The sequence below is a fragment of the Gelidibacter sediminis genome, from assembly GCF_004364975.1.
Classification (GTDB): domain Bacteria; phylum Bacteroidota; class Bacteroidia; order Flavobacteriales; family Flavobacteriaceae; genus Gelidibacter; species Gelidibacter sediminis.
Genome location: NZ_SOBW01000007.1, coordinates 1,510,433 through 1,532,429, shown reverse-complemented (window position 1 = coordinate 1,532,429; position 21,997 = coordinate 1,510,433). Strand labels below are relative to the sequence as shown.

General features: G+C 40.3%; 24 protein-coding genes. 2 read left to right on the top strand and 22 right to left on the bottom strand.

The features are described 5' to 3' along the window. Window positions 1–11: 11 nt before the first annotated feature. The 19 genes from BXY82_RS06570 to BXY82_RS06480 all read right to left on the bottom strand — a co-directional run bounded on the left by BXY82_RS06570 (window position 12) and on the right by BXY82_RS06480 (window position 18,682). Entirely contained in the window at window positions 12–2,096 is a 2,085-nt protein-coding gene (locus BXY82_RS06570) for an alpha-ketoacid dehydrogenase subunit alpha/beta (RefSeq protein WP_133757354.1), read from the bottom strand. 114 nt (window positions 2,097–2,210) lie between these two features. Further along, window positions 2,211–3,536, bottom strand: coding sequence for a dihydrolipoamide acetyltransferase family protein (locus BXY82_RS06565; RefSeq protein ID WP_133757353.1), 1,326 nt, complete (start codon window positions 3,534–3,536; stop codon window positions 2,211–2,213). A gap of 138 nt (window positions 3,537–3,674) precedes the next feature. Next, window positions 3,675–4,271 (bottom strand): acyltransferase, encoded by a 597-nt coding sequence (locus BXY82_RS06560; protein WP_133757352.1) that lies wholly within the window; start codon window positions 4,269–4,271, stop codon window positions 3,675–3,677. A 104-nt stretch (window positions 4,272–4,375) separates the two neighbouring features. Continuing rightward, window positions 4,376–5,128, bottom strand: coding sequence for an enoyl-CoA hydratase/isomerase family protein (locus BXY82_RS06555; RefSeq protein ID WP_133757351.1), 753 nt, complete (start codon window positions 5,126–5,128; stop codon window positions 4,376–4,378). Between the two features lie 45 nt (window positions 5,129–5,173). Then, window positions 5,174–5,458 carry a GIY-YIG nuclease family protein gene (locus tag BXY82_RS06550; protein WP_133757350.1) on the bottom strand — a complete coding sequence of 95 codons (285 nt, stop codon included), beginning with the start codon at window positions 5,456–5,458 and terminating at the stop codon, window positions 5,174–5,176. Between the two features lie 60 nt (window positions 5,459–5,518). Beyond that, window positions 5,519–8,017 carry a phenylacetic acid degradation bifunctional protein PaaZ gene (paaZ, locus tag BXY82_RS06545; protein WP_133757349.1) on the bottom strand — a complete coding sequence of 833 codons (2,499 nt, stop codon included), beginning with the start codon at window positions 8,015–8,017 and terminating at the stop codon, window positions 5,519–5,521. A 179-nt stretch (window positions 8,018–8,196) separates the two neighbouring features. Further along, entirely contained in the window at window positions 8,197–9,408 is a 1,212-nt protein-coding gene (locus BXY82_RS06540) for an acetyl-CoA C-acyltransferase (protein WP_133757348.1), read from the bottom strand. A 68-nt stretch (window positions 9,409–9,476) separates the two neighbouring features. After that, window positions 9,477–10,340 carry a KPN_02809 family neutral zinc metallopeptidase gene (gene ypfJ / locus BXY82_RS06535; RefSeq protein ID WP_133757347.1) on the bottom strand — a complete coding sequence of 288 codons (864 nt, stop codon included), beginning with the start codon at window positions 10,338–10,340 and terminating at the stop codon, window positions 9,477–9,479. Window positions 10,341–10,394: 54 nt separating this feature from the next. Then, entirely contained in the window at window positions 10,395–10,811 is a 417-nt protein-coding gene (locus BXY82_RS06530) for a PaaI family thioesterase (protein ID WP_133757346.1), read from the bottom strand. Window positions 10,812–10,824: 13 nt separating this feature from the next. Further along, window positions 10,825–11,205, bottom strand: coding sequence for a four helix bundle protein (locus BXY82_RS06525; RefSeq protein ID WP_133757345.1), 381 nt, complete (start codon window positions 11,203–11,205; stop codon window positions 10,825–10,827). Further along, the gene (locus tag BXY82_RS06520; protein WP_133757344.1) at window positions 11,202–12,383 is read right to left on the bottom strand and encodes a 3-hydroxyacyl-CoA dehydrogenase NAD-binding domain-containing protein; all 1,182 of its coding nucleotides are present in this window, start codon (window positions 12,381–12,383) and stop codon (window positions 11,202–11,204) included. The genes BXY82_RS06525 and BXY82_RS06520 overlap by 4 nt, the downstream gene beginning before the upstream one ends. Before the next feature lie 66 nt (window positions 12,384–12,449). Beyond that, window positions 12,450–12,818: a four helix bundle protein gene (locus tag BXY82_RS06515; protein ID WP_133757343.1), complete on the bottom strand. Its 369-nt coding sequence runs from the start codon at window positions 12,816–12,818 to the stop codon at window positions 12,450–12,452. A 45-nt stretch (window positions 12,819–12,863) separates the two neighbouring features. Continuing rightward, window positions 12,864–13,643, bottom strand: a complete 780-nt coding sequence (locus BXY82_RS06510; protein WP_133757342.1) for an enoyl-CoA hydratase-related protein — start codon at window positions 13,641–13,643, stop codon at window positions 12,864–12,866. Between the two features lie 103 nt (window positions 13,644–13,746). Continuing rightward, window positions 13,747–14,247 carry a 1,2-phenylacetyl-CoA epoxidase subunit PaaD gene (gene paaD / locus BXY82_RS06505; protein ID WP_133757341.1) on the bottom strand — a complete coding sequence of 167 codons (501 nt, stop codon included), beginning with the start codon at window positions 14,245–14,247 and terminating at the stop codon, window positions 13,747–13,749. A 93-nt stretch (window positions 14,248–14,340) separates the two neighbouring features. Next, window positions 14,341–15,096 (bottom strand): 1,2-phenylacetyl-CoA epoxidase subunit PaaC, encoded by a 756-nt coding sequence (paaC, locus tag BXY82_RS06500; protein ID WP_133757340.1) that lies wholly within the window; start codon window positions 15,094–15,096, stop codon window positions 14,341–14,343. Window positions 15,097–15,187: 91 nt separating this feature from the next. After that, window positions 15,188–15,475: a 1,2-phenylacetyl-CoA epoxidase subunit PaaB gene (gene paaB, locus BXY82_RS06495; protein WP_133757339.1), complete on the bottom strand. Its 288-nt coding sequence runs from the start codon at window positions 15,473–15,475 to the stop codon at window positions 15,188–15,190. Between the two features lie 212 nt (window positions 15,476–15,687). Next, complete coding sequence (gene paaA, locus BXY82_RS06490; RefSeq protein ID WP_133757338.1) at window positions 15,688–16,644, bottom strand: 1,2-phenylacetyl-CoA epoxidase subunit PaaA; 957 nt, start codon at window positions 16,642–16,644, stop codon at window positions 15,688–15,690. Window positions 16,645–16,800: 156 nt separating this feature from the next. After that, a complete protein-coding gene (paaE, locus tag BXY82_RS06485) occupies window positions 16,801–17,874 on the bottom strand; it encodes a 1,2-phenylacetyl-CoA epoxidase subunit PaaE (RefSeq protein ID WP_133757337.1) in 1,074 nt (357 codons plus the stop codon). Window positions 17,875–18,091: 217 nt separating this feature from the next. Beyond that, window positions 18,092–18,682, bottom strand: a complete 591-nt coding sequence (locus BXY82_RS06480; protein ID WP_133757336.1) for a TetR/AcrR family transcriptional regulator — start codon at window positions 18,680–18,682, stop codon at window positions 18,092–18,094. Between the two features lie 66 nt (window positions 18,683–18,748). On the opposite strand from BXY82_RS06480, the gene BXY82_RS06475 reads away from it, so the two are divergent. Continuing rightward, on the top strand, window positions 18,749–19,057 hold the full coding sequence (locus tag BXY82_RS06475) for a rhodanese-like domain-containing protein (protein WP_133757335.1): 309 nt from the start codon (window positions 18,749–18,751) through the stop codon (window positions 19,055–19,057). On the opposite strand, the gene BXY82_RS06470 is transcribed toward BXY82_RS06475, so the two are convergent. Genes BXY82_RS06470 through gldB form a run of 3 tightly spaced genes read right to left on the bottom strand, consistent with a single transcriptional unit; the run spans window position 19,052 to window position 20,965 of the window. Next, window positions 19,052–19,663: a DUF4230 domain-containing protein gene (locus BXY82_RS06470; protein ID WP_133757439.1), complete on the bottom strand. Its 612-nt coding sequence runs from the start codon at window positions 19,661–19,663 to the stop codon at window positions 19,052–19,054. The genes BXY82_RS06475 and BXY82_RS06470 overlap by 6 nt on opposite strands. A gap of 7 nt (window positions 19,664–19,670) precedes the next feature. Further along, on the bottom strand, window positions 19,671–20,006 hold the full coding sequence (gldC, locus tag BXY82_RS06465; RefSeq protein ID WP_133757334.1) for a gliding motility protein GldC: 336 nt from the start codon (window positions 20,004–20,006) through the stop codon (window positions 19,671–19,673). Then, complete coding sequence (gene gldB, locus BXY82_RS06460) at window positions 20,006–20,965, bottom strand: gliding motility lipoprotein GldB (protein ID WP_133757333.1); 960 nt, start codon at window positions 20,963–20,965, stop codon at window positions 20,006–20,008. The genes gldC and gldB overlap by 1 nt, the downstream gene beginning before the upstream one ends. 96 nt (window positions 20,966–21,061) lie before the next feature. On the opposite strand from gldB, the gene nadE reads away from it, so the two are divergent. Then, window positions 21,062–21,850, top strand: coding sequence for an NAD(+) synthase (gene nadE / locus BXY82_RS06455; RefSeq protein ID WP_133757332.1), 789 nt, complete (start codon window positions 21,062–21,064; stop codon window positions 21,848–21,850). The last annotated feature ends 147 nt before the right edge of the window (window positions 21,851–21,997 follow it).

Genomic DNA, 21,997 nt, shown 5'->3' with positions numbered 1-21,997 from the left:
GGTGCCTGTAATCAATAATTTAGTAGCTCATTTATTTTAACCTTGATTTTCTCGGTTGATGGAATCATTGTCTCTTCTAAAGTAGAATTCAACGGAATCGCCGGCATATTCTCACTTCCGATGGTCATAACTGGTGCATCCAGATACCTAAAACAGTCCTCTTGAATTTTCCCTGCCAACGCTCTTGCAAAACTATTATTTGAGGGTTCTTCAGTTACCACAAGACATTTTCCTGTTTTCTTGACCGATTTCATCACCGTGTCTTCATCCAAAGGAAATAATGTTCGCAAATCAATCACTTCAATTTGATCTTTCAAGCCTAAGGCTTCCGAAGCATTCATAGCCCAATGCACGCCCATTCCGTAAGTTACAATGGTTAAGGTTTCAAGGTCTTCCTGTTTCCAAATTTCCTGAAGCACCCAGGCTTTCCCAAATGGCAATACATAATTTTCAGCTGGCTCTACGGATGTTGCGCCTTTTGTTCCTGGAACTTTACTCCAATACAATCCTTTGTGCTCTAAAATAACCACCGGGTTCGGATCGTAATAGGCCGCTTTCATCAACCCTTTTAAATCCGCACCATTACTTGGAAAGGCAATCTTGATACCTCTAATATTCGTGACGATGCTTTCTACGGATGACGAATGATAAGGTCCTCCGCTACCATAAGCGCCAATGGGCACGCGAAGAATCATGCTGACTGGCCATTTCCCGTTAGATAAATAACAACTTCTGCTGACTTCCGTAAATAATTGATTCAATCCAGGCCAAATGTAATCGGCAAATTGCACCTCAACGATGGGTTTTAATCCCACAGCACTCATCCCGACGGTTGACCCTACAATAAATGCTTCTTGAATTGGCGTATTAAAAACACGATCGTCGCCAAATTTTTGTGCTAAAGTGGCCGCTTCTCGAAACACACCACCTAATCTACCTCCAACATCCTGTCCGTAAAGCAAACACTCTTTGTGCTTTCGCATTAATTCTTCTACGGCAAACAAACCACAATCGACCATCACCACTTTTTCCGAGCCTTTTGGAGAACGCTCCCCTACTTCTTCTGTGATTGGGGTCGGGGCAAAATCGTTGGTAAATAAATCTTCAGGTTTTGGATCTTCAGCGGTTAACGCTTTCTCAAAATCCTCCTGAACCTTGGTTTTCGCTTTATGTTCAATATCTAAAATGTCGTCTGCCGCAATTCCGGCATCTACTAACTGTTGTTTAATTACCGGGTAAGGATCACGCGATTTTGCCTCTTCCAAATCATCACGATACCATTCCATACGCACGCCAGACGTGTGATGGTTTAATAAAGGGACTTTGGCATGGACTAAAAATGGTCGGCGTTCTTCACGAATAGTTTTGATGACTTTTTCGAGTGCTTCATAACTTTCTTCAAAGTTGGCACCGTCAATTGTTATGGCTTCTAAACCATTAAAACCTTTGGCATATTCAAAGGCATTTTGGGCTCTCGTTTCCGCAGCATTGGCTGAAATATCCCAACCGTTATCTTGTACCAAATACAGGATTGGCAACTTTTTCAAAACGGCCATCTGGAATGCTTCGGCCACCTCGCCTTCAGTTACGGACGCATCCCCAAGACTACACATGGTAATCGGTTTGAGGTCTCTGGTCTCTGCAAATGGCGATTGTTTAGCCGCTTGGTCTTCTATCTTTTGCAGCTCTTTATATTGCATTCCCATTGCAACACCCGTTGCAGGAATGGCTTGCATCCCCGTTGCTGAAGATTGATGTGGAATTTTCGGTTTGTCGAAATCCTTTAAACTTGGATGCGCGTAATAGGTGCGTCCTCCAGAAAACGGATCGTCTTTTTTTGCAAGTAATTGCAACATTAAATCGTACGGTTGTAATCCGAAAGACAATAACATCGCATCATCTCGGTAGTACGGAAACGCATAATCTTGTGGTACTAACTGCATGCCCAGAGCAATCTGAATGGCTTCATGGCCTCTAGAGGTGGCATGCACGTATTTTGAAACCTGTTTAAAATTAGCCTCGTACAATTCGGCCATGGCCTTGGCGGTACAAAGGGTTGAAAATGCTTTTTTTAAAATATCTTTACTTACTGACATGTGTTATGTTTTGGGCGTTTAGCCGGCTTGCCTATGGAAAGACTATCCAGACCAATCGCAAATTGTAGTAAACCTCACAGGTTTTAAAAACCTGTGAGGTCTTATGACGTCCTATTATAGTTCTCTATTGATATCAAATTGCTCAAAATAATCGGCTACACGACGTACAAAACTTCCTCCCAAAAAGCCATCCACAACACGATGGTCAAAAGATAAGGAAAGGTACATCATGCTTCGGATTGCAATTTCATCACCTTTTTCTGTTTCCATCACTTCAGCGCGTTTTTTGATGATTCCCAAAGCTAAAATGGCGACTTCCGGCTGATTGATAATAGGTGTTCCCATCACACTTCCAAAAGTTCCAACGTTGGAAATCGTAAAAGTGCTTCCTTTAATATCATCGCCACCCAATTTATTTTCTCGGGCTTTATTAGCCATATCATTGACGTTTTGCGCTAATGTTTTTAAATCTTTTTGATCCGCGTTTTTAACTACGGGAACAATTAAATTTCCACTTGGCAATGCTGTGGCCATCCCGATATTAATATCTTCTTTAACAATGATGTTATTGCCGTCTACAGAGGCATTGATGTTTGGAAAATCCTTGACCGCTTTCGCTACGGCTTCCACAAATAATGGCGTAAATGTTAAGCGTTCGCCATATTTTTCTTCAAAAGCTTTTTTATTGGCATTTCTCCAATTGACCATGTTGGTCATATCGGCTTCTACATAGGCGGTAACGTGTGGTGAGGTATGTTTCGAATACACCATATGATCCGCAATCATCTGACGCATCCGGTCCATCTCAATGATTTTCCCTTTGCCTTTATCGAAATTTAATTGGGGAATGCGGTACGCTGTTGGATCTTGGGTTACGGGTTGGGCGAATTTGTAAGGTCGGCCGTCTTCTATGTAATTAAAGACATCGCTTTTGCGCAATCGGCCTTCATGTCCTGTGGCTGGAATTCGCGCCAATTCTTCAAAACTGATGTGTTGTTCTTTGGCTATTTTTTGGATTAACGGCGAAAAAAAGGTGTTGGAGTTTGAAGTTGAAAATGAATGTGAAACTGAACTTGAACTTGAAGTTGAAGTTGAAGGAGTTGCTCCTGATTTTGGCTGTGGTTTTTGTTGGGAGACCTTTTGCTTTTTCGGAAGCGTCTCGACTGCGCTCGACGTGACAACCTTTTTACTTTCAGATGTGGTCACTTCTAAAACGGCAATCACCTCTCCTACGGGCACGACGTCTTTCGCTTTAAAGAGGGTTTTCACCAAAGTACCCGATTTTGGGGCTGGGACTTCATTATCTACTTTATCCGTCGCAACTTCTAAAATGATGTCACCTTCTTCAAAGGAATCACCTTCATTGATGAGCCAATTGATGATGGTGCCTTCTGTAATGCTTTCGCCCATTTTGGGCATTGTTAAGTCAAATTTTGACATTTTATAATCTAATTTTCTTTTTTAGTTAACTCTTGCGTTAAGGATTGCAGCGACATCCTTTTTTGTTTTTCACAAAAAAGATATAGCGGAAAGCCTGACGCTTTTGGGTAACCTGCCTGTCGGCAGGCAGGCGCCCAACTATTGCTTCATAAAATCACGAAGCGTTTTATAAACATCTTCCTGCATTTGCATATGCTCCGGAACTTCTAGTAATGGTTCCACTGCTCTTAAACTTTCGTGACAATCCGTTGGTAATTGCTGATACAATTGTGTGCCTTTAGTTTTCCATGCGATCATCTCGTCACTCACTTCTTTGATCACTTTTGCGGGATTTCCCACCACCAGACTTCGCTTTGGAATAATGGTTTCAGCTTTTACAAACGACATGGCTCCAATGATACTTTCATCACCAATATCAGCGTCGTCCATAATGACGGCATTCATTCCGATGAGGCAATTTCTGCCCAAATTAGCGCCGTGAATGATGGCGCCGTGGCCCACATGAGCGCTTTCTTTAAGGGTGATGGATTTTCCTGGGAACATATGCACCGTACAATTTTCCTGAACGTTGACCCCGTCTTCCAAGATAATTTGGCCCCAATCACCACGAATTGCCGCTCCCGGTCCGATATAACAGTGCTTGCCGATGATGACATTGCCCGTTACGGCCGCGAGTGGGTGCACAAAACTACTTTCGTGAACGACTGGTGTGTAGCCTTTGAAACTGTAAATCATGGTGATTGCTGATTGCTGACCCGCCCGAACGTGCCTTTTCCTTACGGGCGGGTTGTCGATTTTTGAATTACACAAATGGAATTGTCCTCATCGTAATCCGCTATTTATTTAAATCCTTTCAATTTTTCTTTGGTGAACTCGCTTAAGACCAAACGACCGCTGATTGCTGCACGTTCCGCTAATAAATCATCCCAGTCATCAGTGCCACTCCAGAATACTTTTTTCATTTCTACCATCGCCTCCGGATTGTAAGTACACAAGTGCTCTGCCGTTGCTTTTACTGCAGCGTCAAGCTCAGCGGTGGACTCGTAAACTTGGGTAAACAGACCTTTTTCCTTTGCCCAATCGGCTGGATAAAAGGTGTTGGCGTCAATAGCAATTTGCGACATGGCGCTCAAGCCCATTTTACGCTCAATAGCAGGTCCAACCACAAACGGTCCGATGCCAATATTAAGCTCACTTAATTTTATAGCTGCATACTTACTAGCCATGCAATAATCGGTTGCTGATGCCAATCCGACGCCGCCGCCTACAGTTTTGCCTTGAATACGCCCGATAATGAATTTTGGGCATTTACGCATCGCGTTTATAACGTTAGCAAATCCTGAGAAGAATACTTTCCCGGTAGCTTCGTCATTGATGTTTATTAATTCCTTAAAACTTGCGCCTGCGCAAAAGGTGCGTTCGCCACCACTTTTAAGGACGAGTACTTTTATGTCATCATTTTTGCCTGCGGCAGTAATGGTGTCCGCTAATTCTGCCAACAAATCTCCTGGCAGGGAATTGTGGGCAGGGTGAAAAAATTCAATGTAGGCAACTTCGTTTTCTATGGTTTGTTTTACGTAGGGTTGTGTCATCACATTTATGTGTTCCCATGACAATGGGAATCTTTTAATTGTTAGTTATAAATTTTGATACAAATCCTTCCATTCCGGATTTGACTTTTCTATTAATTCAATTTTCCAAGCTCTGTTCCATTTTTTCAATTGCAATTCTCTCTTTTTCGCATCACCTTCACTTTTATGATGCTCAACATAAACAAGTTTGTCTAAGTTATACCTCGCAGAGAATGTACCAGGATGAGCCTTATTAATATGTTGATATATTCTCCGTTTTAATTGCTTGGTTTCTCCTATATACAATACACCATTCGGTTTATTTGTTATGATGTAGACGCTCCAAGACATAAATTACACTTAATTATATGAGACACCCGATTTCTCGGGTGCTTCGAGCAGTTCAATCTTCTATAGAAGATTGAACTGCTCAAAGTGATGATTCAAATGTTTTCGTTCCAACAAATAAGCCTCATACCTATTCAATTCCCCAAACACTAAATTCTTCAATTTAGCTTCTGGATGTTCTTTATAAAACTCTAAATATTTTGCTCTCTGTTCGAGAAATTTCTGTTTTGCCGTCTCTAAATCTGGGTGAATTAAAGCTTCCAACTTGCCTTTTTCGAGTGTTGGAAAATTGGTATTCTTTGGAAATTTCTCGTAGTTATATAAACTTGCGTGAACTTTCTCCAGAATTTTATCTGGCGTCGCCACTTCAAAATCTTGAATTTCTCCAGCGGCAATTTTATAGGTGTATTCCAGATGCTCCACCATGTGTTGTGGCGTCATGATGCCCCATTTCGGCTTCAGATCTGGCGTCAACTTTGATAGATAATTTTGGATAGTTTCATTCGTCATTTCAACAAAAACCTCTTGTTTTTTCTGAACCATGGTCAGAATTGTGGCAACGGCTACCAATTCGTCTGCACTGTCAAACACCTCAACAAACCATTTGACAATCCCACTTGGATGTTCTGTGGAAGCGACATCTCTGTCCACTTTCTGCTTACAGGTGAGACGCACATAAATGGTGTCGTTATGGTACAATGGACGAAGGAAACGACAATCTTCCAATCCGTAATTGGCAGCAACTGGACCTTTGTTAGGATAGACGAACAAACCTGCAGCGGCGGCAATGATAAAGTAGCCGTGAGCGGTTCGTTTTTCAAAAATACTGCCGTCAAGAGAGGTAATATCCGTATGGGCATAAAAATGGTCCCAGGTCAGATTGGCGAAATTGATAATATCCGTATCCGTGAGAGTACGTTTATGGGTTTTTAAAGACATTCCTGCTTCAATGTCTTCCCAATGGTATTTGAACGGGTGCTGTTCGGCTTCCTTATATTTTGCGTTGGCTTGATAGATGCCAGTAATTTCAGTTAACGTTGTTGGCGAACCTTGGATAGCGGTACGTTGCAAGTAATGCTTGATACCACGCACACCGCCCATTTCTTCGCCGCCTCCTGCTCTACCTGGTCCACCGTGCACCAAATTTGGTAATGGCGAGCCGTGGCCGGTACTTTCTTTGGCCATTTCACGATTAATGACCAAGATGCGTCCGTGGTGACTTGCCGCGTTGATGACATAATCTTTAGCGATTTTATCATCATAAGTTGCGATCGAAGACACCAAAGAGCCTTTCCCCATTTGGGCCAAAGTAATGGCTTCATCTAAATTTTTATAAGGCATAATGGTACTTACCGGACCAAATGCTTCCGTTTCATGAACTGCCAAATTTTGAAATGGATGATCTTCGCGAAGTAAAATCGGACTTAAGAAAGCGCCTTTTTTAGCATCAGCGCCTATGGTTTCTAGTTTATCTAAATCGCCGTAAACGATGCTTGCCGTTTTAGCCAATTCCTGAACGCGATCTCTTACTTCATTGGCTTGATCTTTACTGATTAAAGCGCCCATGCGTACTTCTTTCAATCTAGGATCTCCAATAGTGACTTTATCTAAAGCTTTTCCTAATGCAATTTGAACATCTTCCACAAGGTTTTCAGGAACGATAACACGACGAATAGCGGTACATTTCTGTCCACATTTAACGGTCATTTCGTTACGGACTTCTTTGATAAACAAATCAAATTCAGGTGTTCCTGGAAGTGCGTCTTCACCTAAAACGGAACAGTTTAAGGAATCGGCTTCCATATTGAAAGGCACCGATTCTTCGATGATGCGCTTATGGGATTTTAATAATCTTCCAGTGGCCGCTGAACCTGTAAAGGTCACCACATCTTGAGATTCGACTGTATCTAAAATTGCTCTTGCGGAGCCTGTAATTAACTGTAAAGCGCCTTCTGGTAAGATTCCAGAAGCGATGATTTCACGAACAACGGCTTCCGTTAAGAAGGAACCGTTTGTGGCAGGTTTTACTACTGCTGGCACACCTGCCATCCAATTGGTAGCACATTTCTCCAGCATTCCCCAAACCGGGAAGTTAAACGCATTGATATGAATCGCAACACCGCGTTTTGGCACCATAATGTGATGCGCCATAAAGCGTCCACCTCGAGATAAATCGATAGGTTCTCCTTCTACGTGATACGACTGATTTGGAAATAATTTTCTTAACGACGCATTGGCAAATAAGTTTCCGAATCCGCCTTCAATGTCAATCCAGCTGTCCACTCTGGTGGCTCCTGTTCTATAACTTAATTCATAAAATGCTTCTTTCCTTTTGGTGAGATAGAGCGCAAGGCTTTTCAACATATTGCCACGTTCCTGAAAAGTCATTTTACGCAATACTTCGCCGCCTTTGGTGCGTCCGTAATGCAAAATTTCAGCAAGATCTAATCCTTGCGTATCAGAAAGCGCCACGACTTCTCCTGTGATGGCGTCAAACATAGGAACGCCTTCTCCCTTTCCTTCAATCCATTGTCCTGTGACGTAATTTTGTAATTTTTTCATAGTAATGCCCACAAAAGTGGATATCTTATTATTAAATTATGTACTCTTATTTTAATGTAGCGACCTCGTTCTATCATGCCTGACCGCGTTAGGGATGTAGGCATTGTTGGAGCTCCTCTCCTGATTACATCGGAAGAGAGCGACTACCGAAAGCCCGACCCTTGCGGGGCGTCCAAATACTACAAATTCGCGTTTTCAATGATGGCTGCGTAGCCTTGACCAACACCAATACACATTGTAATTAACGCATATCTTTTTCCAGTTTCTTGTAACTCTATAGCTGCTGAATACGCTAATCGGGTCCCCGTCACACCAAGCGGGTGGCCAATGGCAATGGAACCACCATTAGGGTTCAACCGTGGATCATTATCTTTCAATTCCCAAGCTCGCGTACAGGCTAATGCTTGTGCCGCAAAAGCCTCATTGAGTTCAATAATATCCATATCCGCCATGGTCAATCCGGCTTTTGCCAAGGCTTTATTAGAAGCTTCAACAGGACCGATGCCCATGATTCGTGGTTCTACACCAACGACCGCAGAACTTACAATGCGTGCTAATGGATTTAGATTGTATTTTTTTACAGCAATTTCTGAAGCGATAATCGTTGCAGCCGCACCATCATTTAAACCTGAAGAATTTCCCGCAGTCACACTACCGCCTTCAGCTTTGAATGCGCCACGTAATTTTCCTAATACTTCCATCGACGTGTTTGGCTTCACAAATTCATCTTTTGAAAACTGAATAGGATCTTTTTTACGCTGTGGAATGTCGACCGTCACAATTTCCTTTGCTAATCGACCGTTTTCTTGTGCTTTCGCAGCTTTCATTTGACTCCAATAAGCAAATTTATCCTGATCTTCTCGCGAGATATTGTACTGCTCCACCAAATTTTCAGCAGTTTGGCCCATACCATCGGTGCCATATAGTTTTTGCATCTTCGGATTGACAAATCGCCATCCAAAACTAGAATCGTACATTTTAGCATCGGTACCAAACGCACTTGACGGTTTCGCCACCACGTATGGTCCGCGAGTCATGTGCTCAACACCTCCCGCAATAAACAGATCGCCGTCACCCGCTTTGATCGCGCGGTTGGCGTGGATAATCGCAGAAAGTCCTGAACTGCATAAACGGTTTACGGTTTCGCCCGGCACTGTAACAGGCAGACCCGCCAAAAGAGACGCCATTCTTGCTACGTTTCGGTTATCCTCTCCAGCTTGATTCGCACAACCTAAAATGACATCTTCATAAGCTTCTTTTGGGATACCTGGGTTACGTTTTACAAGTTCTTCTATCACTAATGCCGCTAAATCATCTGTTCTAATTGTCGATAATGCGCCTTGATAACTACCAATTGGTGTTCTAATACCGTCTATAATGTATGCTTCCATGTATGAAATTGGAGTCGAAATTGAAGTTGAAAATTGAAACTTCAATTTCGAATTATTGTTTTTTTATTTTAATTCATGATTTCAGAAAAGGTATCGCCTTGCTTGATATCGCCGGTTTTATAGCCTTTCATAAACCAATACTTGCGTTGTTCAGAAGTTCCGTGCGTAAAACTATCTGGCTGTACGCTACCTTGGGTTCTTCTTTGAATAGCATCATCACCAACAGCGTTTGCGGCACTCAATGCTTCATCAATATCACCTTCTTCCAAATAATCTCTGTTATGATGCGCCCAAACCCCAGCATAGAAATCTGCTTGAAGTTCTTGTGCTACAGACAACTTATTAGCGCCCGCTTGATTGGTTTGTTGTTGTAATTGTCTTACTTTTTGGGAAGTCCCCAGGATGGTTTGAATGTGATGACCAATTTCATGGGCGGTTACATACGCAATGGCAAAATCGCCACCCTTAGCCCCAAAACGTGTTCTCAACTGATCAAAAAAGGATAAGTCCATATACACTTTCTGATCGGCAGGACAGTAGAATGGCCCCGATGCTGCACTCGCAGTGCCACAGCCACTTCTCACAGCATCCGTAAACAACACTACAGTTGGCTCTTTATAAGCTCCTAAATTATTCTCTCTAAAAATCTCACTCCAAATATCTTCAGTGTCAACTATGACAGCATTCATAAAGGCTCCGAGTTCTTTCTCCTTTTCAGTCAACTCCCGTTGCTCCCCGCCTTCTGATACGGATTGCGACTGTGTGACTTGTTCTAAAATTGGGGCTAATGTCTGTCCTGTATCACCTCCAAAAAGTTGAAGCAATACCACCACCACAGCGATTAATCCACCGCCAGCAGCCAGTTTACCTTTACCGCTCATCCCACGACGGTCTTCCAAATTCCCGCTTTTTCTTCTACCTTGCCATTTCATATTGTTTTGTGTTTAGTGTGAATATAAATTTTTAATAAATTTAAACAATATTGGTTATTCTATCCATTCTTTATTTGTCCTATATACGACACCTTTAAACAACGCCACTACTTCATTACCTCGCTTAACTTCAATAATATTAAATCCTAATTTGTTTTTCACTTTCTCTATTACCGACTCCGCGGTTATATAATCGCCTTCATTTAAAGCCTCAATATGATTGATGCTAGTTTCAATAGACACCGCATATTTACCATGCGTATTGGCCGCAAAACCAAAGGCAGTGTCTGCTAAAGCATAACTGATGCCGCCATGTGCTTTTCCCATACTGTTGAGCATTTCCTTGCGAATAGTCAACCCAACCTTACATCGGCCGAGTTCAGACTCTAAAATTTCGATGCCTAGCCAGGTGCTGTAGGGGTCTTGGTTTAACATTTTAAAGGGTATGAGGTGTGAGGCAATAGGTTTCATTCGTTTTCAAAAATTAATGTTTGATTCTTTTATAAATTATGGTCCGCAACGTTGTGATCATTTTTGATAATTCCGTTATTAATCTTCTATTTTCTTCATCTTCCTCTATCGTAATATAATTTCTCAATAACGCTTTTGAACTGCAGGAAACACATTCATGTGCACTATGCCATGCGTTACCTAGATAATTATGAAATTGTTTGTCTGAACCTCCCGCACCTTCTGCAATATTCAGTGCGATTGAGTCGGCAGCGCGTTTAAATTGAGATGTTAATTCAAAACGTTCCTCTTTAGGGAATTTCTTTGATTGATTATTCACAACTTCGCCAAAATCCATTGCAGCTGAATAAATTGTCAAATCTTCAAACTTAAAATGATATCTCGATGTTCTCATACCTCAAACCTCATCCCTTTGGCTTTCATTTTTCGTAACAACGGGCTGCAACGGTAACGGTCTTCATGATACTCATTGTACAATTCGTCCATTTTAGAAACACACCAATCGATGCCTTTTTCATTAGCCCAAGCCAATAAACCTTTTGGATAATTCACCCCTTTGGTCATAGCATTGTCAATATCTTCTGCGGTAGCGACATTCATATGTAAGGCATCAGCGGCTTCATTGATCAGCATGACCAACACACGATCAAAAATTTGCTGTGCTACTTTTGACTCTTCGACTGCGCTCAGAGTGACAGTGGGAGTCGGTTCTACAATTGCTCCTTTTTCATCATACTTATAATAGCCTCTTCCTGATTTTCTCCCTAAATAACCAGCTTCTGCAAAACGTTTTTGGGTGAAGGCTGGTTTGTATCTTGGATCAAAATAGAAAGCGGTGAATACAGTTTCACTGACGGTATAATTCACGTCATTCCCGATAAAATCCATTAATTCAAAAGGGCCCATTCGGAAACCACCTAATGACTTTAGACTCTTATCTATAGTTGTAAAATCTGCAATACCTTCTTCATAGATTCTCAATGCCTCACCATAAAATGGACGTGCGACTCTATTCACAATAAAGCCAGGAGTGTCCTTTGCAACGGCCACTGTTTTTTTCCAATCGGAGATAATTTTAGTTGCTTTCTCTAATACTTCATTTGAAGTTTGAATAGCTGGAATCACCTCAACCAATTGCATCAATGGTGCGGGATTGAAGAAATGAATTCCAATACAACGTTCTGGTTTTTTTAAAGATGCCGCGATAGAAGCAATCGATAAACTTGAGGTATTGGAGGCGATAATACAGTCATCAGACACAAACGTTTCCAGTTCTGAAAAGACGTTTTTCTTGATGTCTAAATTTTCCACAATCGCTTCAATAGTTACATCAGAATCTGATAAATCTTTAAGAGTGTCGACGTAGGAAATATTGTTTTGAATTCGAGATTTCTCGGATTCCTCAATCCGCCCTTTTGTAACCAATCTTGACAAGATGTTTTCTAAAGCATTTTTTGCCTTATCCAATGCATCTTGATTGGTATCATATAATTTGACTAGACACCCCGACGTTGCCGCAACTTGAGCGATGCCGCTTCCCATAGTGCCACTACCTATAATTCCTACTTTCATGAATAACGACTATTGAATTTTGAATACTGAATATCGAAGTTAAAATTCTCTACTAGATTCATGTTTTTATAATTTATTCTTATTGGTTGAAGTTCTAATGCTTGAAACAAAAATGGCTATAAGCTCATTATTTTCTTTTAATAACACTTCAACTTTTTCTATATCTTGAATTAACGCAGCTCCTTTTTGTATTTTCAAATTCACCAATGATTCTCTTAATTCCTTTAAGCACAATTTCATTTTATGAAGAAAATCTCTAGAAGACTCTGCGCTTTGAGCTTCTCCATAATTTAAAGCTGATGCCGTTGCTGAACGAATGAGTTGTTTTGATAAATGTTGAGATGCGAAACCTCCGTCAATCTTACCTGAAATTAAGATAACATTTACTGCAAACTGAATTAAACGTTCTTCTAAATCATATTTATAAGTCGCCATGCTCAAACTTCAATATTCGTTATTCTTCAGTTCAGTATTCTATATTTATTTGCCTTTAAATTCCGGTTTCCTCTTTTCTACAAAAGCGGTAACGCCTTCCAAATAATCATCAGTTTGAGCGGCTTCTATTTGTAATTTAGATTCTAAAGCCAATTGCGCTTCGAGATCGTTGGTCATGGAATTGTTGAATAATTCTTTGATCATTCCCAAGGCTTTTGTTGGCATACTAGCGAGTTTTGAAGCAAGCTGATTAACCTCCTCTTCAAAACTCTCTAATGGCAGGACTTTGTAAATCATTCCCATTTTTTCTGCTTCTTCAGCGGAAATTTTATCACCTAACATGGCTAATGCCAATGCTTTTTGAAATCCGATAAGTCGCGGTAAAAAGAAGGTTCCGCCACTATCAGGAACGAGTCCTATAAGGCTGAATGCTTGAATAAAACTAACTTTCTCATGGGCAACCACTATATCACAAGCCAAGGCGATATTTGCGCCTGCGCCTGCCGCCACACCGTTGATGGCGCCGATAATTGGTTTTTTAATAGATCGAAGTCGAGTGATGATTGGATTGTAGTGCTCCTCAAGAATTTTTTTAAATCCAGGATTGAGCTCTGGTGAGGTCACTTCTTTTAAATCTTGACCCGCACAAAATGCTTTTCCATTTCCGGTCAAAACAATTGCCCTAACATCATCATTACTTTCACAAGCATCTAAAACATCGTGGAGCTTGAATGCCATTTCACGATTAAAACTATTGAACACTTCAGGCCTATTAAGCGTGATGAATGCTACTCCGTTTTTAATTTCTAATAGAATTGAATTCATATATTTTTGATATCAATATCGATTTTGAATTTCCAAATCTTGAAGTGAAACCGATTCCAACTTCTTAATTCGCTATTCATAAATCAGTATTCATTATTATTTTTTACTTCAAACATTTAAAATAATCAAAAGGTTCTAGGCAATCTTCACATTGAAATTGTGCTTTACAGGCCGTAGAACCAAATTGGCTCACCATTTTTGTATTGATTGAGCCGCATTGTGGACATTTTACCAAGCGTTTGCCGTGTAACAAGACATCTTTGTCTGCTTCAGGTCCCAAAGGCGCTGCAATACCATAATCCTCCAAGGCTTTTCTGCCTCGTGGCGTAATCCAATCGGTAGTCCAAGCAGGCGTTAAAATCAATTCTACCTCCGATTGGTAACCTTTGTCTTGTAATGCTTTTTTAATATCATCACCGATAACATCCATCGCCGGGCAACCGCTGTAAGTTGGGGTGATCTGTACTTTCACAACTTCGTCCTCAATAATTGCAGTGCGTACCACACCCATGTCCATAATTGAAAGCACAGGGATTTCCGGATCGGATACTGTTTCCAGAATCGCAATCAGTTTGGGGTCGATATGTTGTTGGGTGGTGATCATAAATTATTTAAGATTGTTGATTGCCGATTTTTGATTTTTGATTTTTAAAGTACTTCTAAAATCGTCAATCGTAATTCAACAATCAGCAATGTCCTACCATTCCATATTTGGATAAGTACGTTGCATGTATTGCAATTCGGTTAATAGATAACCCATATGTTCCGTATGGATGCCTTTTTTACCTCCTTTTTGGAAGTATTTTGATTCAGGAATTGATAAGGTAGCTTCTTCTAAAATTGCATTGACTTTATCATAGTAAACCGCTTTTAGTTTGGTCACGTCTACACCGATACCTTCTGCAACCATCGCTTTATCTGCTTCTGTTTGATGGAATAATTCGTCCGTATAGGCCCACAAATCGTTGATGGCGTTTTGCATTCTTTGGTGACTCTCTTCTGTGCCGTCACCTAAACGCTTAATCCAATCTGTTGAAAAACGTTGGTGGTAACTCACTTCTTTAAGTGATTTTGTAGCGATGGCCGCCAAGGTCAAATCCTTGCTTTTTTGTAACTCGGTCAAGAACAAAAAGTGATATACATCAAACAAAAAGTGACGCGCCATGGTGTAAGCAAAATCGGTGTTGGGTTGTTCTGCCAAAAGCACATTCACATACTCACGCTCCTTACGTAGCATGGCAATGTCGTCTTCCGTACGGCCATCATGGGCAATTTTCGCGGCATATTGATAATAGCTTCGCACCTGCCCTAATAAATCGAGTGAAATATTGGTACAGGCAATATCCGTTTCCAAACTTGGGCCGTGACCGCATAGTTCGCCCATGCGTTGTCCAAGGATTAGGGAGTTATCGGCGATGCCGAGGATATAGTGATACAGATTGGTATTATTCATTCTATCTATAATATTGTTGATTGATGATTTGTGATTGCTTATTTTTGAACTTCTGAAATCAAAAATCTTAACTCGTCAATCGTTAATCTATTTACATGTATTTCACCTCATCAGGCAACTCGTAAAATGTTGGGTGGCGGTAGACTTTATCTTGGGCCGGTTCAAACATTTCGCCGTTGTGTTCAGGATTAGAGGCCGTGATGTTTTTGGATTCTACAACCCAGATACTGATCCCCTCATTTCTTCTTGTGTACACATCGCGTGCATTCTCTAACGCCATTTCCGCGTCAGCGGCATGGAGACTTCCAAAATGGCGATGTTCCAATCCGTTTTTACTTCTGACGAAGACCTCCCAAAGTGGCCAATTTTTTGTTGACATAATTATATCTGTTATTTTGAAATTGAATTGTCATCGATTTCACTCGCTTTACGATACAAAATTGCGAAAGTGCAATTTCACACGGTTCTCGATACAAAATTGCGAAAAGCAATTTCACTCGGTTCTCGATACAAAATTGCGAAAAGCAATTTCACTCGGTTCTCGATACAAAATTGCGAAAAGCAATTTCACTCGAACTGACAAAATTCTTTTTATACTGCTTCTTTTTCTTTGCGTTCGGCGTTTTTGGATGCGTAGGCCATGGCTGCATCTCGCACCCATGCGCCACCTTCCCATGCGCCTACTCTGGCTTTCATACGCTCTTTATTCATCGGGCCGTGTCCTTTGACCACTTGCCAAAATTCATCCCAATCAATTTCACCAAAATCATAACTGCCGCGTTCTTCATTCCATTTTAAATCGGGGTCTGGAATGGTGAGTCCTATTAAATCGGCTTGCGGGACGGTTTGATCAACAAACTGCTGACGTAATTCATCGTTAGATTTACGCTTTAATTTCCATTTCATGGATTGTTCCGTATGTACAGATTCTGCATCTGTAGGACCGAGCATCATTAAACTTGGCCACCACCAACGGTTAAGGGCATCTTGCGCCATTTCTTTTTGCTCTGGTGTACCGTTAGCCAACTTAATCATGATTTCATAACCCTGACGCTGATGGAAACTTTCTTCCTTACAAACGCGCACCATTGCCCGTGCATACGGCCCAAAAGACGTATTACACAACGGCACCTGATTGATAATGGCTGCGCCATCTACCAACCAGCCAATAGCACCCATATCAGCCCAAGTGACTGTTGGATAATTGAAAATGGAAGAATATTTTGCTTTGCCCGAATGTAATTGTTCGTACAACTCATCACGAGAAATTCCCAAAGTTTCACAAGCGGAATACAAGTATAAACCATGGCCTGCCTCGTCTTGAACTTTCGCCAACAAGGCTACTTTTCGTCGTAACGAAGGCGCTCTGGTAATCCAATTGCCTTCTGGAAGCATCCCCACAATTTCAGAATGCGCGTGTTGCGACATCTGACGGATGTGGGTTTGGCGGTATTTCTCCGGCATCCAATCTTTAGGTTCAATTTTCTCGTCTCTTGCGATCCGTTCTTCGAACTGGGCTTCTAAATTTCGAATTTGTTCTTCACTCATCTTATTCTGTATTAGTGAAATGATTTTTTATGTTCTGATTTGCGTTAAGGATGTAGCCCCGATAACTTTAGGGAAGCGTAACCTGTCTGCTGCCAGGCAGGCGCCCAAATTATTTCTTTATAGTAGCAACCTATATCGTTTTAAAAACTTTTAGGACTATACATCAAAATCGACCACCACCTTTTTACTGGTTGGGACGGCCTGACAGCTCAATACATAATTTTGTGCCACTTCCTTATCTTCTAACGCGTAATTCTTTTTCATTTGTACTGACCCTTCCTTCACTTGACACTTGCAGGTGCTGCAAACGCCACCTTTACAGGCAAAAGGCAAATCGGCTCCTGCAGCCAAGGCTCCATCGAGGATGTTGTCAAAATCATCATCCATAATGAAATGGAATTCCTTCCCTCCATCGATAATCGTTACTTGTGTGCCATCAATTCTTTGTTCCAGAACTTCGGCAATATGTTTATTTTCTTCTTCAGAACTTCCTGTAAAAAACAGTTCATAATGGATATTCTCTTTTGGCATTCCCGCTGCTTGCAATTCGTCGCGGATTAAGAAAATCATGTCTTGAGGTCCACAGATGAAGGCATGATTGGTATCAGGCACATCGATGAACGACTTAGTCAACACGGCTAATTTTTCCTTGTCAAAACGACCGTTTAAAAATGGAATATCGCGCTGTTCTTTTGTCAAAAAATAGAAGACCTGAAACCTATCAAAGAACTCATTTTTAAGCTGTTCTATTTCTTCTTTAAAGATAATGGATTTTACAGTCCTGTTCAAATAAAACAATTTAAAGGTACTGTTTGGCTCTTCGTGCAAATGGGTTTTAATGATAGACAACAAAGGTGTAATGCCACTTCCCGCAGCAAAAGCGATATAATTGTTGCTCGCCTCTACATTAACGTCTACTGTAAACTCACCGTGTGGCGCCATTACCTCAAGGGTATCACCTATTTTCAAATCGTTAAATGCATAATTTGAAAATACACCATCACGAATGGTTTTAACGGCAACTTTCCACTCGCCATCCAACGGACTTGAGCAAAGCGAATAATTACGTCGAATATCTTCGCCATTAAGTTCTTTTCGTAAGGTTAAATGCTGCCCTTGACGGAACTTAAATTTATCTTTTAGCGCGTCAGGAACATCGAAAGCAATGACAACGCAATCTTTTGTTTCCTTATAAATATCTGCAACTTTAATGTTGTGGAATTCTGCCATAATCCTTTATAAAGATCTCTTAAAGCAAGAGTTTTAGTATTAAATTCATTTTATTATCTAACTCAAAGGTTTTCGTTACCTGAGAAGAGTTAACTAACAACCGTTAGTCTAATTGACAAAACTACAAATTATATTTGATATGTTTTGTTAAAAAATTCTCAGTTTTGATGGAAGTAGTTAGATTAAAAGTAGCCTAACCAAGCTATAGTCAGAAGAATTAATCTGTAGTGCGGTGATGGTTTATACCGTTTATAAGTACATCACCTAAATTTTTTGCCAGTTCCTGTCTATTGAGATCCTCCTTTTTTGGAAGCCATAGGTATAACGATCGCAAAGTGGTTAAGATGGAGAACATGATAATTTCAGGATTGGCATTGCGAATTTCTTGAGCGTCGATTCCAGATTGAATAATTTCAATAAAATCTTGTTCGTAGGTTTTTCTCAGAGCTAAATAATGCTCCAATTGATCTTCTAGATGCATCCAATCATTATTCAATGAAGCCATCCCGTAGGTGTTCTGTATGGTAATGTTGACATGCAAAGCCACAATCGCTCGCAATTTGTCAATGGTTACCGCTTCTGAACTTTTAATAGTTTCCATACCTCGGGTAAATTCTTCCGCCAACGAAATAATGATGGTTTTAAGAATGTCTTGCTTGGAATCAATGTGATTGTAAAGACTTGCCGCCCTGATGTTCACCGCTTTAGCCAAATCGCGCATAGTCACCGCACTATAGCCTTTCTCTTTAAAAAGTTTTGTGGCTGTTATTATGATTTCTTCTTTGCGGGTTTGGCCTGTAGTGTTCAATCGTTAAAATTTTACTCAAATTGCCTTGAGTGGTGGATATTTTGTAAATTTAAATAAAAATAAACTATGGGATTTTTTGACTTTTTATTTGGTACTGACAAGAAACAGCAAGTTCAGGAAATGATGAGCAAAGGCGCCATCATTTTGGATGTGAGAACCAAAAGAGAATGGGATAATGGCCATATTGCCAACGCCAAACATGTGCCGTTGGATGATTTACAAAACCAGGTAGAAAAATTAAAAAAACTGAACAAACCAATTATTACCTGTTGTGCTAGTGGGATGCGTTCCGCTAAAGCTGCTCAAATTTTAAAATCAAAAAATATTGAGTCCATCAATGGCGGAAGTTGGCTAAGCCTGAAAAAGAAGTTATAGCTTAATATTCTGCAACTCGTCTGACGACCTGATAGAATTGCCATTGTACTGAAGTGTCCACCCTAATGAACTGGTCAAAATATAGAATTTTGACAATTCACTGATCAGTCGATTTTGCGCATTGCTCTTTAGGTTGGACGCCTCAATCTTCTTCATCAGCTGTGCGTTCACTTTATTCTTGATTTTGTTGTAATCCTCTGCTTGAAATGGATTCAGAAAATCAGCAGTCACATCATAATATTCAAAATCTGGACTGATATTGATTTCCTCTTTTGGGATGCTCAAAATTTTTAGGGTCTTGGATTTTTCGTCGAGCTCGTATTCAATCAGGCTCAAATCATAAGAAACCGTAACATCAGCGTTAACCACTACCAAAGCCTTCTTTTCCACATTTACCAAATTGGCAAAAATGGCTTTGGAGTTTTTATAGGTGAACACCTGACTGAAATGCCCTTCAGTAACCACCAATTTACTGACATTCCTAATCTGTTCCTGAATGAGCGCGGAATTCTCCTGTAATATGGTTTCATCTTTATCATTAAAAAAATAGCGATAGCCAAACATCACTACCATTACTAATATCAAGACATACAGAAGTTTCCGCATCATAGGTTTACTTATTAAGTTCTAACTTTTCAGCAAAATAATCACAAAAATCCTTCATGGTTGCCGTCATTTTTTCATCTTGGGTAGCACGATGAAACGTATTGCTCATTTCCACTAACGTCTGATGGAAAAATAGTTTCATTTCATCTACAGGCATGTCTTTGGTCCAAAGATCAATTCTTAAGGTTTCCTGAGCTTTGCTATCCCAAACTGAAAGCATCATAGCTTTAGCTTCTTCATTATCTATGCCACCATCTTGTGCCGTCCAACTTAATTTTTCAGGAACTTTATTTTCATCTAATTCCACATGAAGTTCAATGGTAGAGGTTTTATTCTTTGACATTATTTACGAGGTTTAAATTTTGATTTGTTAAAAATATCGTCGGCATTTTTCTGGAGCATTTCCATTAACGGCACATCATTATTATTCATATAGGCTCTCACAATCTGCCAACCTATATACTGTCCTAAGCGTCCTGGAGATTCACTGTCCAATTCCAAATAAAATTTTGAAAAAGGCGCATCGGCGATAAAGCGGCTGGCCAAGGTATTATCTGTGCTAAACAGCAATTCGCGCTCAATAAAATAGCGCCATATTTCGCTTTCATTCGCTCGTGCCCATTCCAATTGTGACTCAGAGTATCCAATTTTATCAGCGTCAGAAACAAATGGAATCATTTTGTCCTTAAAATACAGTTGCTTCCCGAAATACACCATATCATCCAACAAAGTGGCAGGTTTGTCTTGAAGAATGTAATGTTCAGCATAGTTGGCTGCTAAATCACTCACAATTTGAGAGCGTTTCATGTTTTGGGTTAGAAATTTTTGAATGCCTTCGTAAAAATGATGGTCAGATCCTAAATAAGTATCTAATGAAATTAGTACAATCGTATCCGTTACAATGGTCTTGTTTCTATAATCGACATCAGAGGTTACCGTGATGACGCGAGGTTCTCTAAAAGACGGATCGTAATATTTCAGATGTTGAAAAAGCGACACGATAGCGTCTTCCTCCTTACTAAAATTAGAAAATGTCGATTTTACTTCACCCGACAATTCATGCTGCAGCGTGTCTCGCATGCGTTCTACCCAGACAGAATCAGGAATGCGCTCAGAAAATAAAAATGGATAGTCCTGTTTTAATTTTGGCAAATCGTTTGGCTCTGCATTGGCATAGGCCAAATCAAAACGCTCTATGGTAACATCAACATCAATTTTAGAAATCTCATTTTCTAATTGATTATCGTCGTTACAGGCACTAAAAAAAAGCAATAGGACTATTAGAAAAGCAACATTCTTCATGGGCAATTTTTAAAGGTCTTTAATTTTTATTACTTAGGTGATTACTCTATTTTTGTTGTACAAAGGTAGTATTCTTTGTGTTAAATCTTCCAAAAAATGCAAACAGAAAAAGTTATTGACCACATTGTAAATTGGTTAAAAGCATATGCAACAAATGCTCATGTAAACGGGTTTGTGGTAGGGATATCTGGCGGTATAGATTCTGCCGTCACATCAATTTTATGTGCTAAAACCGGATTGGATGTGCTCTGCATTGAAATGCCTATCCATCAGCCACCAAGCCATGTGTCAAGAGGTCAGGAGCATATAAAACAGTTAAAATCTAGGTTTGCTAATGTAAATGACACTTTAGTCGATTTGACACCCGTTTTTGAAGAATTTAAGACCGAAGTATCTTTAGAAGGAAAACAAGCCACTGTAGACATGGCACTTGCCAATACACGCGCTCGATTACGAATGACGACATTATATTATCACGCTGGGCTACATGGGTTATTGGTTGCGGGAACTGGAAATAAAGTAGAGGATTTCGGGGTTGGTTTCTACACTAAATATGGCGATGGCGGTGTAGATTTGAGTCCTATAGCCGACTTAATGAAATCTGAAGTCTACACCATAGCCAGAGCTTTAGGCGTTGTCGATTCTATCCTTCAAGCTGCTCCAAGTGATGGCTTGTTTGGTGATGCCAGAACTGATGAAGAACAAATTGGCGCCTCCTATCCAGAATTGGAATGGGCCATGACCATGAAAGAGCATGGGAAAACAGCAGATGATTTTACTGGTCGCCAAGGGGAAGTGTTCAAACTGTTTACGCGATTAAACACTGTTAACCAACATAAAATGGTGCCTATCCCTATATGTGAGATTCCAGCAAATTTAAAGTAATGTAAATTTTTGTAAGTTAATTCACTGAAAATTAGCAATTCTGAGTATAATCTATGTTTTTTTTTATACATTTACGTAAGACATCTCCACAAATTGCCCCCCAAATCTCAGTGTTAACGACCAACATTACTAACTAATAAATATGAT

Bases quoted from the DNA above. Each gene is read 5' to 3' on its own strand.
- BXY82_RS06570 (WP_133757354.1), bottom strand. From the start codon at position 2,096: ATGTCAGTAAGTAAAGATATTTTAAAAAAAGCATTTTCAACCCTTTGT.
- BXY82_RS06565 (WP_133757353.1), bottom strand. From the start codon at position 3,536: ATGTCAAAATTTGACTTAACAATGCCCAAAATGGGCGAAAGCATTACA.
- BXY82_RS06560 (WP_133757352.1), bottom strand. From the start codon at position 4,271: ATGATTTACAGTTTCAAAGGCTACACACCAGTCGTTCACGAAAGTAGT.
- BXY82_RS06555 (WP_133757351.1), bottom strand. From the start codon at position 5,128: ATGACACAACCCTACGTAAAACAAACCATAGAAAACGAAGTTGCCTAC.
- BXY82_RS06550 (WP_133757350.1), bottom strand. From the start codon at position 5,458: ATGTCTTGGAGCGTCTACATCATAACAAATAAACCGAATGGTGTATTG.
- paaZ (WP_133757349.1), bottom strand. From the start codon at position 8,017: ATGAAAAAATTACAAAATTACGTCACAGGACAATGGATTGAAGGAAAG.
- BXY82_RS06540 (WP_133757348.1), bottom strand. From the start codon at position 9,408: ATGGAAGCATACATTATAGACGGTATTAGAACACCAATTGGTAGTTAT.
- ypfJ (WP_133757347.1), bottom strand. From the start codon at position 10,340: ATGAAATGGCAAGGTAGAAGAAAAAGCGGGAATTTGGAAGACCGTCGT.
- BXY82_RS06530 (WP_133757346.1), bottom strand. From the start codon at position 10,811: ATGAAACCTATTGCCTCACACCTCATACCCTTTAAAATGTTAAACCAA.
- BXY82_RS06525 (WP_133757345.1), bottom strand. From the start codon at position 11,205: ATGAGAACATCGAGATATCATTTTAAGTTTGAAGATTTGACAATTTAT.
- BXY82_RS06520 (WP_133757344.1), bottom strand. From the start codon at position 12,383: ATGAAAGTAGGAATTATAGGTAGTGGCACTATGGGAAGCGGCATCGCT.
- BXY82_RS06515 (WP_133757343.1), bottom strand. From the start codon at position 12,818: ATGGCGACTTATAAATATGATTTAGAAGAACGTTTAATTCAGTTTGCA.
- BXY82_RS06510 (WP_133757342.1), bottom strand. From the start codon at position 13,643: ATGAATTCAATTCTATTAGAAATTAAAAACGGAGTAGCATTCATCACG.
- paaD (WP_133757341.1), bottom strand. From the start codon at position 14,247: ATGATCACCACCCAACAACATATCGACCCCAAACTGATTGCGATTCTG.
- paaC (WP_133757340.1), bottom strand. From the start codon at position 15,096: ATGAATAATACCAATCTGTATCACTATATCCTCGGCATCGCCGATAAC.
- paaB (WP_133757339.1), bottom strand. From the start codon at position 15,475: ATGTCAACAAAAAATTGGCCACTTTGGGAGGTCTTCGTCAGAAGTAAA.
- paaA (WP_133757338.1), bottom strand. From the start codon at position 16,644: ATGAGTGAAGAACAAATTCGAAATTTAGAAGCCCAGTTCGAAGAACGG.
- paaE (WP_133757337.1), bottom strand. From the start codon at position 17,874: ATGGCAGAATTCCACAACATTAAAGTTGCAGATATTTATAAGGAAACA.
- BXY82_RS06475 (WP_133757335.1), top strand. From the start codon at position 18,749: ATGGGATTTTTTGACTTTTTATTTGGTACTGACAAGAAACAGCAAGTT.
- BXY82_RS06470 (WP_133757439.1), bottom strand. From the start codon at position 19,663: ATGCGGAAACTTCTGTATGTCTTGATATTAGTAATGGTAGTGATGTTT.
- gldC (WP_133757334.1), bottom strand. From the start codon at position 20,006: ATGTCAAAGAATAAAACCTCTACCATTGAACTTCATGTGGAATTAGAT.
- gldB (WP_133757333.1), bottom strand. From the start codon at position 20,965: ATGAAGAATGTTGCTTTTCTAATAGTCCTATTGCTTTTTTTTAGTGCC.
- nadE (WP_133757332.1), top strand. From the start codon at position 21,062: ATGCAAACAGAAAAAGTTATTGACCACATTGTAAATTGGTTAAAAGCA.